Source organism: Adonisia turfae CCMR0081 (assembly GCF_011009555.1).
Taxonomy (GTDB): Bacteria; Cyanobacteriota; Cyanobacteriia; order Phormidesmidales; family Phormidesmidaceae; genus Leptothoe; species Leptothoe turfae.
Genome location: NZ_QXHD01000004.1, coordinates 2,682,956 through 2,696,943 on the forward strand (window position 1 = coordinate 2,682,956; position 13,988 = coordinate 2,696,943).

General features: G+C 49.8%; 12 protein-coding genes and 1 riboswitch. Of the genes, 7 read left to right on the top strand and 5 right to left on the bottom strand.

What is annotated here, in order from left to right:
* Positions 1–118: 118 nt before the first annotated feature.
* The gene (locus DXZ20_RS15820) at positions 119–1,510 is read right to left on the bottom strand and encodes an aldehyde dehydrogenase (protein WP_163699181.1); all 1,392 of its coding nucleotides are present in this window, start codon (positions 1,508–1,510) and stop codon (positions 119–121) included.
* Positions 1,511–1,679: 169 nt separating this feature from the next.
* Here DXZ20_RS15820 and DXZ20_RS15825 point away from each other — a divergent pair, with 169 nt between their 5' ends.
* Positions 1,680–3,056 carry a sensor histidine kinase gene (locus DXZ20_RS15825; protein ID WP_163699183.1) on the top strand — a complete coding sequence of 459 codons (1,377 nt, stop codon included), beginning with the start codon at positions 1,680–1,682 and terminating at the stop codon, positions 3,054–3,056.
* A gap of 28 nt (positions 3,057–3,084) precedes the next feature.
* Here the strand turns inward: DXZ20_RS15825 and DXZ20_RS15830 are convergent, their stop codons facing one another.
* The 4 genes from DXZ20_RS15830 to DXZ20_RS15845 all read right to left on the bottom strand — a co-directional run bounded on the left by DXZ20_RS15830 (position 3,085) and on the right by DXZ20_RS15845 (position 6,489).
* Positions 3,085–3,882 (bottom strand): helix-turn-helix domain-containing protein, encoded by a 798-nt coding sequence (locus DXZ20_RS15830; protein WP_163699185.1) that lies wholly within the window; start codon positions 3,880–3,882, stop codon positions 3,085–3,087.
* A gap of 71 nt (positions 3,883–3,953) precedes the next feature.
* A complete protein-coding gene (locus DXZ20_RS15835; protein ID WP_163669068.1) occupies positions 3,954–4,688 on the bottom strand; it encodes a pseudouridine synthase in 735 nt (244 codons plus the stop codon).
* Between the two features lie 160 nt (positions 4,689–4,848).
* Entirely contained in the window at positions 4,849–6,054 is a 1,206-nt protein-coding gene (locus DXZ20_RS15840) for a PAS domain-containing sensor histidine kinase (RefSeq protein WP_250565779.1), read from the bottom strand.
* Positions 6,055–6,318: 264 nt separating this feature from the next.
* Positions 6,319–6,489 carry a DUF4278 domain-containing protein gene (locus DXZ20_RS15845; protein WP_006519530.1) on the bottom strand — a complete coding sequence of 57 codons (171 nt, stop codon included), beginning with the start codon at positions 6,487–6,489 and terminating at the stop codon, positions 6,319–6,321.
* A gap of 42 nt (positions 6,490–6,531) precedes the next feature.
* Positions 6,532–6,652, bottom strand: a riboswitch (Glutamine riboswitch).
* Between the two features lie 169 nt (positions 6,653–6,821).
* On the opposite strand from DXZ20_RS15845, the gene DXZ20_RS15850 reads away from it, so the two are divergent.
* The 6 genes from DXZ20_RS15850 (at position 6,822) to DXZ20_RS15875 (ending at position 13,917) form a co-directional block, all read left to right on the top strand.
* The gene (locus tag DXZ20_RS15850; protein ID WP_006519531.1) at positions 6,822–7,631 is read left to right on the top strand and encodes a creatininase family protein; all 810 of its coding nucleotides are present in this window, start codon (positions 6,822–6,824) and stop codon (positions 7,629–7,631) included.
* 58 nt (positions 7,632–7,689) lie between these two features.
* Positions 7,690–8,445 (top strand): ROK family protein, encoded by a 756-nt coding sequence (locus tag DXZ20_RS15855; protein ID WP_250565780.1) that lies wholly within the window; start codon positions 7,690–7,692, stop codon positions 8,443–8,445.
* A 200-nt stretch (positions 8,446–8,645) separates the two neighbouring features.
* On the top strand, positions 8,646–10,163 hold the full coding sequence (locus tag DXZ20_RS15860; protein WP_163699189.1) for a glycosyltransferase 87 family protein: 1,518 nt from the start codon (positions 8,646–8,648) through the stop codon (positions 10,161–10,163).
* Positions 10,164–10,185: 22 nt separating this feature from the next.
* Positions 10,186–11,169, top strand: a complete 984-nt coding sequence (locus DXZ20_RS15865) for a glycosyltransferase family 2 protein (protein WP_163699191.1) — start codon at positions 10,186–10,188, stop codon at positions 11,167–11,169.
* A gap of 108 nt (positions 11,170–11,277) precedes the next feature.
* Positions 11,278–12,876 (top strand): hypothetical protein, encoded by a 1,599-nt coding sequence (locus DXZ20_RS15870; protein WP_163699193.1) that lies wholly within the window; start codon positions 11,278–11,280, stop codon positions 12,874–12,876.
* 93 nt (positions 12,877–12,969) lie between these two features.
* On the top strand, positions 12,970–13,917 hold the full coding sequence (locus DXZ20_RS15875; RefSeq protein ID WP_163699195.1) for a lysylphosphatidylglycerol synthase transmembrane domain-containing protein: 948 nt from the start codon (positions 12,970–12,972) through the stop codon (positions 13,915–13,917).
* Positions 13,918–13,988 lie beyond the last annotated feature (71 nt).

The window sequence follows — 13,988 nt, forward strand, 5'->3', positions numbered from 1 at the left end:
GCCACTGCGACCTTTGCCCCATACTGGGCAGCCCGTCTAGCGGTCGCAATGCCACCGGAACCAGCACCAATCGCAAACAGGTCAAAATCATAGGCCATAGGTAGGTTTTCCTCTGTAATTACCGGGTAACAAGCTTTTTAATCTGGGCTAGCTTAGCTGGCTTGTAGGGCGCATAACGCCAGTCTAAATCAAACAAAAATGTCTTTTTGAGAACACTCTTGTAGTGGGAAAAGGTATCAAACGTGGCTTTGCCATGATAGCTACCCATACCGCTTTGTCCCACACCTCCAAAAGGTAGATCGGGAACACCAATATGCAACACCGTATCGTTGAGACAAACGCCCCCGGATGACGTGCCGGTTAATACCTGTTGTTGTTTAGCCTGATCCCGAGAGAAGAGATAAAGGGCTAAAGGCTTGGGGCGAGCATTAATTTGAGCCAGGGCCTGGTCAAATTGGTCGTAGGTTAATATCGGTAGAATGGGACCAAAAATTTCATCCTCCATCACTGGAGACTCCCAAGTGACGTTATTCAACACGGTGGGAGCCATGTAGCGAGTGCCAGCATCCGTTTGCCCCCCAATAAGCACATCACCGCTATCGAGGAGAGCGGTTAATCGGTCAAACTGTCGCTGGTTAATAATACGACTTAAGTCAGCACTCTGGGACGGGTCATCACCAAAGAATTCACGAATTGCTACTGTGAGTTTGGCTAAAAATGCATCTTTGACGGTGCGGTCAATCAGCAGGTAGTCAGGAGCAATACAGGTTTGGCCAGCATTGATAAACTTGCCCCAGGCAATCCGCTTAGCGGCATGGTCAAGGTTGATATCGGCATCAATGATGCAGGGGCTTTTGCCACCTAACTCCAGGGTTACAGGCGTGAGGTGCTTAGCCGCAGCTGCCATGATGATGCGACCAATGGCAGTGCCACCTGTAAAGAAGATGTGGTCAAACTTTTCGGCCAGTAGCTGCTGACTGACGCTGGCATCTCCTTCAAATACAGTGACATAGTTGGGGTCAAAGGTATTGGCAATCAGGTCGGAAACAACGTTGGCTGTATGGGGGGCATGCTCAGATGGCTTCAGAATGGCACAGTTTCCAGCTGCGATCGCACCCACTAGCGGCGATACCATCAGCTGGAACGGATAGTTCCAGGGACCAATAATCAGGACTACGCCTAACGGATCAGGCTGTACCCATGCCGACGACGGAAAGTTCTCCAGCGTTGACTTGACTCGCTTGGGCTTCATCCAACGTTTGAGTTTTTTGAGCGCCAGGTTAATTTCTGAAAGGGTGGCGATTTCAAAATAAGCTTCAAACTCAGGTCGTCCTAAATCAGCCTTGGCCGCAGCTACAATGTCTGATTGACGGTCAATAATAGCCTGCTTGAGTTTGGCCAGCTGAGCCAGACGAAACTCTAAAGGTTTAGTCTGCCCCGAAGCAAAGAAAGCTCGCTGCTGCTCAAGGGCAATGGGAATGGGAAAAGATTTTGTCAGCTGAGCTGTCATAGTTCAGTAGGGCAGATGGAGCAAAAGTTTAGAGTGTTACACAATCTATGATGTCGTGAACTCACTTATCTGACCAGCTTCTGTTAAGCATGTTTTCTGTCAGGCTTAAAACAGAATCATCCTGCTGCTGTCATTTTAATCCTGAGGTTTTTCATTGACACAATCTCCCATGTTCCAGACCACCCGCCGCCGTTTGGCGCTGTGGTACACGGCCATCACCGGTATTCTGCTGATCCTTTTTGCCAGCGGCGTGTACTTCTATGTGCGCAATACGCTGGTGGAGCGGGTAGATGACACCCTAAATCATGTGGTAGAGGTGGTGCAGCGCTCATTGGTGATCGAAGCCGCAGCACCATCCTCAGGTCGGGTGCTGACCGCTGCAGGTGTTAAAGGGCAAGCTCCCCTACAGGTGAATGTGGAAGATAGCTTTCGCGATAATGCCCAGACCCTAGAAGACGACCACATTGACATTGAATGGTTTGGTCCCAACGGTCAACTACAGTGGAGTACCCTGTCAGTCCCTAGCAACCTGCCACTTCAGGTAAATGCTGCTGGGGAAACGGTGCATCTTAGACATCGTTCAAACAATGGTCAGAACGATGGCGAGGATACCGATCAGGTACTCCGGCAAATTAGCCGCCGAGTGCAGATCAACAACCAGGTACTGGGCTATTTGCGGGTTAGTCATCCCTGGTTTGAGGTGAGCAAACCCAGCCGTCAGCTGGTAATCGATCTCAGTGTTTGGTCTGGGCTGGTCATGGTGGCCACTGGCACCATTGGCTGGCTCCTGTCGGGGCTAGCCATGGCCCCGGTACGCCAGTCCTATCAGCAGCTCAAGCAGTTTACGGCGGATGCCTCCCACGAACTACGCAATCCCATTGCCGTCATCCAAACCAATGTGCAGGTGGCGCTGGCGGATCCTGAGCCGGATGTGGAGTTTCAGCACAGTCAGCTGCAGGTGGTAGAACGGTTGACCCGGCGCTTGGGTCGCCTAGTCGACAACCTGCTGTTTCTGGCTCGACAGGATGGGGGGCTAATACCGATGCAGTGGGAGCACCTGGACCTTAATAAACTGCTATTAGACGTGATTGAAGAACAGTCTCTCGTAGCTCAGGGTCAGGGGTTAGATTTGATTTATAATCCCATGCCATCTGAGGTGTCCATGCCTGGCGATCGCGACCAGTTGATTCGCCTATTTACGAACCTGATTAGCAATGCTATCCAGTACACCCCCGAGGGGAAGGTGACCGTCACTCTAGACACTACTCACTGGCAAGGCCAAGAGGCATCCAAAGTAACCGTATGCGATACCGGTATTGGGATCTCAAAAGAACTACAGCCCCAAGTGTTTGACCGGTTTTATCGGGTGGATAAGGCCCGCAGCCGTCGTGATGGAGCAGGCTCGGGGTTGGGATTAGCGATCGCAAAAGCCATCATCACTAACCACCAAGGCCGCATCCAGCTAGAGAGCCAGACTGGACAAGGAACAACGGTAACGGCAACGCTGCCTTGTCATATAAAATCCGAATTCATTAAACCCGATTAACCATGGATAACCCAGTAGGGGCATGCTACTACCAGACTAAACTGGCTAGCTCACCCGGTGTGCTGGGAGTAAACGTTTGTTCAACGACGGTGCCAGGTTTACCCATGGGTTTGGCCGTTCCTTGGTTGTAGGTCAAAACCACGCCCCCTGCGTTACCGGCACGAATAGTCAGAGACTCTTGAGCCGTCCAGGAACGTTCAGCTCCCTCCTGCAAAATCCCTTCATACGCCTCATCGCCATCAGCCGTCACGCGTACCCAAGACTGTTGAACGAACTCGACATCTACCACAATTGGCTCTTTAGGAGCCGGCGTTGTCTCGGCCTGCTCAGGTGACACTTGAGCAGGTGCCGTGGGCGCAGCTTGTCGAGGAGCTAACTGTTCAGCAGTGGCAGAATCCACAATGGGCTCAGCGGCATTTTGCGGAATTGCACGCTGCATGAGGTATGACAAGCCGCTGACTGAGATTGCAATTAGGGCCACGTAGGCAGCATACAAGTGATAGGGACGCAGCTGGACAGACTCATAGGACCAGTTACGACCCCCTCCTTTCAGGGCAGGCATTGCCACATAGTTCTGAGATAGAGCCTTACCGTCAAGACCCAACACATCCGCGTAGCGTCGGATTAAACCACGAATATAGATAGGCTCAGGCAGCTCAGATGTTTGAGCTTCTTCTAGGGCCATTAACAGCCTGGAACGAACTAAAACTTTACCGGCCACTTCGTCTAGCGTCTGACCACTTGCAACACGAGCATCACGTAGCATAGACCCTATGGCCAATAACTGCTCATGCTGCGGTTTACTCGTGTAGCCTTGCCGTTTCATAAGTTCAAAATGTTTCTTAACAATTTAACCACACTGACGTGATCCAAGCATACGTTGTTGGAAATGGTGAATCAGAGAAGACTCAAGAGTTTCTTAGTCTCTTCTGATGTTAGGTGACGACAATGCCCCAACGGTAAATCTCCTAGACAGATAAAACCAATGGCACTGCGATGAAGACTAATGACAGGATGACCTAATTGCTCAGCAACACGACGAATCTGACGATTACGACCTTCACGCAAAACAATCTCTAGCAACGTAGGGGCGTTAGGGTGCAACACCCTAACCTCTGCAGGCGCGGTCATTTTGCCTGCTAAATTCACACCAAGACGCCACTGGTCTAAACTGGCCTGATTGGGAGAACCTTGTACCCTCACCCGATAGGTTTTGGAAATATGGTGCCGGGGATGGGTCAAGGTTTGAGTCAGTTGGCCATGGTTGGTGAGTAACAGTGCCCCAGTAGAATCCGTATCTAGACGACCTACAGGATGTAAACGAACATCGCCTTGACGTAGTTCCTGGGGAAGCAAATCAATCACCGTTTTGCGACCTTGGGGATCATCGCAGGTGGAAACTACGCCCCGAGGCTTATTTAGCAGCACATAGTGATTCTTTGGACGATTGTCTGGTTTGAGAGAACGGCCATCAATCCGAATATCATCCACCGCTGGATTGGCCCGTTGACCAATGTGGGCCTTAACACCATTGACGGTGATATGCCCTTGAGAAATCAACAACTCCGACTGACGTCGTGAGGCCACACCCCACTGTGACAGAAGCTTCTGAAGTTTTTCGTCGGATGACACGGGTTTAGACAATAACAGCTTAGACAATGCTCCCAACCAAATATATTCTTTTGAAGATCAACCTCGGGTGCATGTTACAGCACTTTAACTAAGCCTGTTAATACAGAAAAGTTTGAAGCTCTGTCTTAGTGTACATCAGTGATTCTACGTAATGAACACGTTACTTAGACACCGAATAGTCTGCATCTGTCCTGTTCAGAGACTTGGGCAGCCAAACCTGTAGCCAAGCGCCTCCAGTTTCAGGGTGGTTGCGAGCTTGTACAGTGCCTTGATGAAACTCCACAATTTTTTGAACAATGGATAATCCCAATCCTGTGCCTTTTGAGATCGCATCATCCCCCGAACGAGTGCGTGATACATCGGAGCGATAAAAACGATCAAAAACAAAGGTCAAATCTTTTTCTAAAAACCCTTCACCACAGTCAAAAACATCGAGTAACATGCCCTGAATACCGGCTTTATCAGAAGGTTGGTAATGGACATGGATAGTCTGATGCGAGGGACTGTATTTCAGTGCGTTGTCCAATAAATTGAGCAACATACGATATATCAATCCGCTGTTAACGGCTGCGATCGCATGGTCAGGCCCTTGGTACTCCAAATGCTTATCCCATTGTTTTGCCTGGGGTTCTAAACTTTGCCACGCCTGCTGTAGTAACTTAACCAAGTCGGCTTCTTCTAATTGCTCCTGCTGGCGATGTTCTATATGACTTAGGCTCAGCATGTCATCGACTAACGCACTCAAACGATTCACTTCCCGCAATAGTCTATCGGCCCAGTTGACGAGGCTGGGATCAATCCGATTGCGTAGGGTTTCGCCCACCAAACGAATTGACGTTAGCGGAGTTTTTAACTCATGGGCCACATCTGACGTCCAGCGATCCCGTTGCTGTGCCAGGGTGACGGCTTCCTGGCGGTTCTCCAGAAATATGCCGACATGGCCACGACTTAACGGAATGCCGTAACCGCTCAAGGGATAGACCGGTCCTTCTAAAACATTGGCGGGATCAGGGGAAATCGACCTGAGTGTCCATTCCTTTTTGCACTCAATCTGGCTTTTACGAGTCTGTTCAACAAGGTGGTCCAACTCATAGGATCTTGCGATCGCCAGGAGCAATCTGGGGGATGTGTAGTCAGTCTGCTCAATCCCTAAAAGCTGCCTGGCCTTAGCGTTACACCAGAGCAGACGATTTTCCTCATCGATTTTCAAATACCCCAACGGTGCATATTGTAGAACCCGATTGTTTTCATCGACTTCAGTCTGTAGCTCATCCACCAGTGTGCTCTGATTGGCAATGGCGCTGGCAATCTGAGCTTCGTAAGAAAAAAATTGGGCCTCAGGCTGGATACTGATACGTTCAAACAAAGCTTTCCGCCTAGCACCAGAACGTAGGCGGGCAACCAAAAGAAACAATAATCCTATTGATAAACCTGCTAGGAAAGAGAGCACAGCACAACAGACTTATGGCTCTCAGCATAATACCCCAGGTCAAGAAGCAAGAATGATATTCAATTGTCTAATAAAAAAGGCTCCTTCAAACTAGAAGGAACCCGTGAAATCAAAACAAATTGAATGGAACAGTATAGCTGTTCTATACGCACCCTTGTAACGAAAGGGAAACGCTAAACCTTAGCGGACCTGAGCACCGCGATACTTTAGACCATGTACATGACCATGTGCAGAGCCTACAGCCTTTTTCACACGATAAGATGCGCCACGGTAACGAACAACATCACCATCTTCAACAGCGACGTTGCGCTCAGGAACAGTGTATTTAACTCCACGGTAAGACAGTTGCATGGATTTCGCCTCCTTAATAATCAGCGTAGAGAGTTAAGATGAGGCGCGTTCCTTCAGTTGGACAGTCAATGGCTAACAGTCAATGGCCACCCTTCCTACTTCCGTTCCCATCAAGACCAAACGCAACTGGTAGATGCAATTAATCCGAAGAGGAATGAACGTTTCGTTTCTGTATTCAAATATACAGAAGGCAAGATTATATTGTCAATCTTTTTTGTTTTCTTTTAGAAGCTTACGTGTATTGGCTTAGGGCACAGAATTAATTAAGAGCTCCAATTTCCGACTGTAGAGGCGTTCCATGGAATGCCTCTACAGTCTCTACCCCGCTTATGATGAACCAAACTATTCCGTCCCATCGCTTCTACCCCTACCTCACCTGGCAAGACATCGACACTATGGCTGATAAGGAGCAGGTTGTGATTATCCAACCTGTGGGTGCCATTGAACAACACGGCCCTCACCTGCCCATAGCGGTTGATACGGCCCTGGGCCTCGCCATCATTGGCCGTGCCCTGGAGCAATTAGAGCCATCGATTCCGGCCTATTGCCTGCCGCCGCTTTGCTATGGCAAATCTAACGAGCACTGGGGTTTTCCGGGCACCATTACCCTATCAGCGTCAACCCTAATGGCTGTGCTCACAGATGTAGCAGAGAGTGTTTATCGTGCTGGGTTTCGCAAACTAGTATTCCTTAACTCCCATGGCGGACAACCCCAGGTCCTGGACATTGTGGCCCGCGATATCCATCAGAGACAGCCGGATTTTTGGGTATTTCCCCACTTTGTCTGGCAAGTGCCCCACCAGGTAGGCCAGCTGCTAAACCCCCAGGAGCGTCAGGAGGGTATTCACGCCGGGGATGCTGAAACCAGTTTGATGCTGGCGATTTTACCCGACCAGGTTCACATGGACCGAGCCGTTAAAGAATATCCACCTAAACCTGATCATGAAACGCTTTTAAGCTTGGAAGGTGCGCTGCCCTTTAGCTGGACCACCCGTGACATTTCTAAAAGTGGCGTTGTCGGGGATGCAACCGTAGCCACGGCGGAAAAGGGCGAGCAAATTTTGGCCGATGTGGCAACTGGCTGGGTAACAGTTTTGGAAGAAATTTATCGGTTCGAACCACCCCAGCGTTGGCGTGAGTGATCGAGGGGCAGAATAGGAGGCACTTGCCATTACCACCTAACCTGGCCAAGGAGTTTCCATGCTAACCACTAAGCAACCTGCCCCCAATCAACCTGACACCCAGAAAGCCGCAACCGATCAAAAAGCAGCGGTTACATTGGCCATCGATATTGGTGGCAGCGGCATTAAAGTGATCCTGCTAGATGCAGCGGGTCAACCCCTGGGGGAGCGAGCACGGCTCAAAACCCCATCACCAGCTAAACCGGAGGCGGTGATGGCTGCGATCGCAAAACTCGCTGCTGACCAACCCGCTTTTGACCGCGCCTCCGTTGGTTTTCCGGGTGTGGTGCGTCACGGTATCACCTACACCGCCGTCAATCTGGACAAATCATGGGTTAACTATCCCTTAGCCGAACGCTTAACTCAGCGATTAAACTGCCCTGTGAGAGTAGCCAATGACGCTGATATTCAAGGCTTTGGGGCAATCTCAGGGGAAGGTGTGGAGTTAGTCATTACCCTGGGCACTGGATTTGGCTCTGCCCTATTCGTCAATGGTCATCTGGTGCCTAACTTAGAAATGGCTCACCATCGCTTTCGCAAAGCAGAATCCTATGAAGAGCAGTTAGGCCGGGCTGCCCTTGAAAGAGTGGGTAAGGAAAAATGGAACCGCCGCTTGCAAAAGGCCATGGATTCCCTTGGGCACTTATTCAACTACGATCACCTCTACATCGGCGGTGGTGAAACCAAGCACATCACTCTGAAGCTGCCACCTAATGCTGCCATTGTACCCAACGTATTGGGGCTGCTGGGTGGAATTGCCCTATGGCGAGAATGAGAACACCTGCATTCTTCCTATCAATTCTTTTAATATCCGATTTAATAGAAAAGGGGATACCGCTGCTGTCTCCCATTGAGGCAGCGGGCACCATGTATTAGAAAGTTTTGAATTTTGAGCAAGCTGTTGGCTTAATCCTCAAGATTTAGGCTGGTTCTTATTTTGATTTCTAAACACGCGAACACCAATTAAATTTCCATATGACTGGCCAGGTAAAGGATCCACCAGCAAAACACCATCAGCTTTTTGGGTGTCCGACCATTGCTTTATTTGTTGCTATTAGTCTGATCTATTTGGCCTTCCTCAAACCAGGTATTTGGGGGGTGGATGGCAACGATATGTTGCACATGTCCCAATCCCTGATTCAAAAGGGTAACTTTTCTATTCCTGAAGGAACAGGGGGCATCCAGGGACCGGATGGACAATTCTACTCTATTCGTTATCCACTACTGCCCATCATTGCCATGCCCTTTGTTTGGTTCGGCATGATCCTTGGCGAGGCGTTTAACTTGCCTGTGAGGTACACATCCGCAAGTTTAGGCCTGGTGCTCAACATTTTGCTAACAGCTGCTACCGCTATCCTGATTTATGCCTTAACTCTAAGACTGGGAGGGCAGCGTCGGGGGGCCTTTATCGCCGTCATTGGCTATGCCTTTGGCACCACGGCCATGGTCTATGCCCGTGAGTTTTTTGCTGAGCCGCTTTTAGCGTTCATCATTACCCTGGCCCTCTATCTGGCATTTGGAAAATACCGTTGGGAGCATTGGACAAGCGGGGTATTGGTTGCCTTAGCCATTGCGGCTAAACCGGCTGGCATTCTCCTGGGTCCGGTGTTGGCCCTATATTTTTTGCTGCGACGCTGTAGCTGGGATCGCATTTTGGCCCCCTGCCTTGGCACCGCCATCGGTGTTGGTCTGTTTCTGGCCTATAACTATGTCCGGTTTGGCAGTTTTACCTCATCGGGGCAAGACACCTCGCAGTTAGGCGGAGACGGCTTTTTGATGCGGGCTCTGGGGCAGTTAGTTAGTCCTGGTAGCGGCGGTGGTTTGTTTTGGTACTGCCCTCCCACAATTTTGGCCATTGTTGGTTTTTGGGTATTGTGGCAGCGTCGTAAGTTGGAGTTTGTTGCCCTATTTGGCATTGTGGCTAGCTTTTGGCTGCTGCACAGCGGCTGGGACTTTAACGGTTGGAATTGGGGGCCTCGTTTCTTAGTCCCCATCATTCCGGCGATGATGGTCGCTGTTGGTTTGTTGGGTAAGCGTTGGCGAATGCCGTTAGTGGGCCTGATTGTGTTGGGTTTCTTGGTCAATGCCCCCATACTATTGACCTACTATCAGCGTTATTTTGCTGAGGTTTCCGACCAAAGTATGGATTTACTGATGCAAACCGTGTCGCTTTGGAGTGAGCCTTCCCAGGCACCGATTTTCAACATTTGGGGTGCAGCTGGGCGACAGTTAACGGATGCATTTAATACCCCTGTGCAAGAGATCATTAGCAATGTCGGCGAACCGCCACCGCGTGGCGAGTTTACGAAAGCTGAGTTGCTAAGGATTGTGGCCGTATGGTGGTGGTTTTTACCCGCCGTGGGTCTTCCCATATGGGTTGGAGTTGCGATCGCAGCCACCATGGTAGCCATCGGTATTGCACTCCTACGCCTCAGCTGGCAGATCGGGCTAAAGCCCCCTATTAAACTAAAATCGAGCCAAATCCCCTTCTAGGCAAGCATCGCAGGCATCTCCTATGAAACTTATTATTCAAATTCCCTGTTACAACGAAGAAAATACCCTGGGGGTTACCCTGTCGGAACTGCCACGGCAGGTGCCTGGTGTGGATCACGTTGAATGGCTGATCATTAACGATGGCAGTGTTGACCGCACGGTGGATGTCGCCAAAGAGTGGGGGGTGGACCACGTTGTCAACTTTGACCATAACCAAGGACTGGCCCGTGGATTTATGGCCGGCTTAGATGCTTGCCTCAAAGCTGGAGCCGACATCATTGTCAATACCGATGCTGACAACCAATATTGTGCAGCGGATATTCCGAAGCTAATTGAGCCAATTCTCCATGGCGAGGCTGAAATTGTGGTTGGCGAGCGTCCGATCATGGAAATCCAACACTTTTCGCCCATCAAAAAGATACTGCAACGCCTCGGTAGCTGGGCTGTGCGGGTAGCCAGCAATACCCCCGTTGCCGATGCTCCCAGCGGCTTTCGCGCCATCAGTCGCAATGCGGCCATGCAGCTTAACGTCTTTAACGAATATACCTATACCCTAGAAACCATCATTCAAGCTGGGCAAAAGGGTATGGCGGTTGCATCGGTCCCTATTCGTACCAACGGCTATCTGCGGCCCTCTCGTCTGGTTAAAAGCATTACGTCCTATGTGCAGCGGTCTCTATTTACGATTCTGCGCATCTTTATCACCTATCGTCCCCTGTCGTTTTTTACGATTCTGGGGGCGATTCCCTTTGGGCTAGGCTTTTTACTGAGTGTTCGCTGGATCTGGTTGTTTCTCACTGAGTTTGAGCAAACCGGGCGCAGTCATGTGCCCAGTCTGATTTTTTCAGCCATCTTGATTTTAATTGGCGTTCAGTGCTGGATCTTTGGTTTGATTGCCGATTTGATGTCGGCGAACCGGAAGCTGCTGGAGGATATTCAGCTGCGTCTGCGACGGTCGGAGATTGAGGAGCACATGAACAAGCATCGAGAGAAAGAAATGAGGTAACGCTTTATTCTTTTTGGTGGACGGTGCCCACCCTCCTGCGCTCCTGGATTTCTTTGCCTTGTTGGGTTTTGTGCCTCAACCGCACCCTATGTTTATTCCCCCGCTTATATGAAAGACTTATTTGCTAAAGCCGCCCTCGCTGAAATTCCTAAAATTCTGACATTGCAGGACCGTAACCCCCACAGTCCTAACTACGGCTGCTTTGATCGCAATTATTGGCAATACAAGATTATTGACTTTCCCAGTGGCATGTCCCAGGAGTTTGTCTGGCCCCTAGCATTGGTCTACGACATGCCACTGCCGGATAATCCTTACTATCAGCAGCCCAATATTAAGACCTGGGTAGAAGCAGGAATTTTGTTTGCGGCGAAGAGTGCCCACCCGGATGGGTCCTGTGATGATTATTTCCCCTTTGAGCGAGCGGGTGGGGCAGCTGCGTTTTCGTTACTAGCCTGTTTAGAAAGCTATCGATTGTTGAAACTGGAGAATCAGCAGGCTCTCAAATTTTTTGAAACTCGGGCTGATTGGTTAGCCCACCACCAAGAAAGCGGTCGTCTGACCAATCACCAGGCACTGATTGTTCTATGCTTAGAGCTAGCCTCTCGGGTCCTGAATACGCAGAAATGGCAGGGGGCAATTCAGCAACGATTGGAGCAGGTGCTGTCCTGGCAGGATTCTGAGGGATGGTTCCAGGAGTATGAGGGCTGCGATCCGGGATATCACACCCTGACGATTGCTTGTTTGGCTCGGGTGTATGACCTGGGCGATCGCAACGATGAGCGGTTAAGGGATGCGATCGCAAACGGTGTCCGTCTTGCTAGCCATTTTGTCCACCCCGATGGCTCCTATGGCGGTGAGTACACCAGCCGCAACACCTACAACTATTTCCCCCACGGCTTCGAGCTAGTGGGTCGCTGGATGCCTGAAGCCCTGAGTCTCAACGACCGCTTTCTCAAAGGTCTGCAAAATGGGTGTGGCTCTTGCTATGCCGATGACCACATTGTTGGTCACCACACCTGGAATTATTTGCTGACCTGGAAAGATTTTGTCGATGTTCGCCCACCGACGCAGCCCCCACATCTGGGGCGCGTGTGGTTCCCCAATGCCCGCATTCTGATCGACCAGCGAGCCGACACAAAGCTTTACCTGGCCCTAAATAAAGGTGGAGCCTTTAAGTTTTTCCGCAATAACAAGCTGGTCCTTTCAGATACCCAGTTTTCATTACAGGTAAAAGACAGCGGCAAGATAAAAAATGCCGTTGGTCATTTGGTCGGCGATTATCAATACGACATCCAGGAGAACCAAATCACCATCGAAGGCCCTTTAGGTTGGGCTAAACAAAAGCAAATGACCCCCCTAAATCTAATGATTCTGCGGGTGGTGATGCTAACGGTTGGTCGATTTTTCCCTAATTTGATCCGTAAGCTATTGCAAAAGATGCTGATTACCGGCAAAAATGACGCTCCATTCCGATTTCAGCGAACGTTTCAATGGCAAGACGGTCATTGGATGCTCACAGATAAGCTTATGGCTACCAGCGGCTGGAACAATGTTCTCACCGCTGGTATCGGTAGTGACCAGACCTCTATCTATGTCGTCATGAGCCGTACATTTCAGTCAGGTCAGCTGCAACCCTGGAAAGATTTAACTAATGAGGTGCATTCTCTTTCGTCGACTCAGCCTCTGGAGGTTGAACGGCAATTGTAGGCTGATTTTCCCAATGTGGAGACGTTTCATGGAACGTCTCCACACCCAAAAAATGTACAGGCGTTCCATGGAACGTCTCCACCTAAAAATCATATGAAACGTTTTATATCTATTTTTGTTAGCACCCTCATTTTGGTGATCTTGTACAACAAGATCAATTTTCCCGAGCTCATTAAGGTTTTCCGAGAGTGCGATCCTTTCTGGATGGTGGTGAGCCTGGGTATGGTTATTCCCATTACATTTTTCACCGGTTGGCGGCTAAAGCAGCTGATTCCTGTACAGGCAAAACTCAGCATTTGGGAGGCCAACAAACTAATCTTGGCCGCCAGCGTACTCAACATGGTGCTGCCCTCAAAAATGGGCGACATTGCTAAGTCTTACTTTATGAAAGAGAGAGGTCATCTCAGCGGTACCCTGTCTCTATCTATTGTCATTTTTGAAAAAGCCTGCGACATGTTATCGCTGCTACTGTGGTGTGCCTTTGGCCTCATTCTTTACCCCCAGAAAGATGCCTTCTTTTGGACCATGACTGCGGGCATTCTCGGCGGTTTAATTTTTGGTCTTTTGATGCTGGGGTCCAAAAGGTTTGCCAGAATAGGATTCACCACAATGCGCCGCATTGCCCCTAAAAAAATTGCCGAAAAGCTAGCCTCGTTTCAAGATTCCTGGGACGAAATGCATGATTATTTTTGGGGTAATCCTACCCAGCTAACTCGCATTGCTGGCATGTCAATTTTTGTTTGGTTTCTGCACCTATTGCAAATTTGGTTGTTTATCCTGGCGCTGAATGCCTGGGCACCACCTGTGATCAGCTTTGCCCTTTCGCCTTTAGCAATTTTGGCTGGTTTGTTGCCTCTCACCTTTGCCGGTGTCGGCACCCGTGATGCCGCCTTAGTTGCTCTTTACGCGCCCTACTTTAGTGCAGCAACTGGCGCTGCCTTGGGAGTTCTGTGCACCTCTCGCTATTTCTTACCCGCCATCGGTGGCTTACCTTTCTTGAACCAGTACTTGAGCACCGTCAAACAATTTAAAAAAGCCTAGAGCCAATAGACAATCTACAAAGATTCACTCTGCTCTACATGGACATAGGGAATGCACACTATGCTTTATGT

Excerpts from the sequence above, each read along its gene's own strand:
- DXZ20_RS15870 (WP_163699193.1), top strand. The coding sequence starts at position 11,278 with ATGAAAGACTTATTTGCTAAAGCCGCCCTCGCTGAAATTCCTAAAATT.
- DXZ20_RS15875 (WP_163699195.1), top strand. The coding sequence starts at position 12,970 with ATGAAACGTTTTATATCTATTTTTGTTAGCACCCTCATTTTGGTGATC.
- DXZ20_RS15855 (WP_250565780.1), top strand. The coding sequence starts at position 7,690 with ATGCTAACCACTAAGCAACCTGCCCCCAATCAACCTGACACCCAGAAA.
- DXZ20_RS15830 (WP_163699185.1), bottom strand. The coding sequence starts at position 3,882 with ATGAAACGGCAAGGCTACACGAGTAAACCGCAGCATGAGCAGTTATTG.
- DXZ20_RS15845 (WP_006519530.1), bottom strand. The coding sequence starts at position 6,489 with ATGCAACTGTCTTACCGTGGAGTTAAATACACTGTTCCTGAGCGCAAC.
- DXZ20_RS15820 (WP_163699181.1), bottom strand. The coding sequence starts at position 1,510 with ATGACAGCTCAGCTGACAAAATCTTTTCCCATTCCCATTGCCCTTGAG.
- DXZ20_RS15860 (WP_163699189.1), top strand. The coding sequence starts at position 8,646 with ATGACTGGCCAGGTAAAGGATCCACCAGCAAAACACCATCAGCTTTTT.
- DXZ20_RS15850 (WP_006519531.1), top strand. The coding sequence starts at position 6,822 with ATGAACCAAACTATTCCGTCCCATCGCTTCTACCCCTACCTCACCTGG.
- DXZ20_RS15825 (WP_163699183.1), top strand. The coding sequence starts at position 1,680 with ATGTTCCAGACCACCCGCCGCCGTTTGGCGCTGTGGTACACGGCCATC.
- DXZ20_RS15865 (WP_163699191.1), top strand. The coding sequence starts at position 10,186 with ATGAAACTTATTATTCAAATTCCCTGTTACAACGAAGAAAATACCCTG.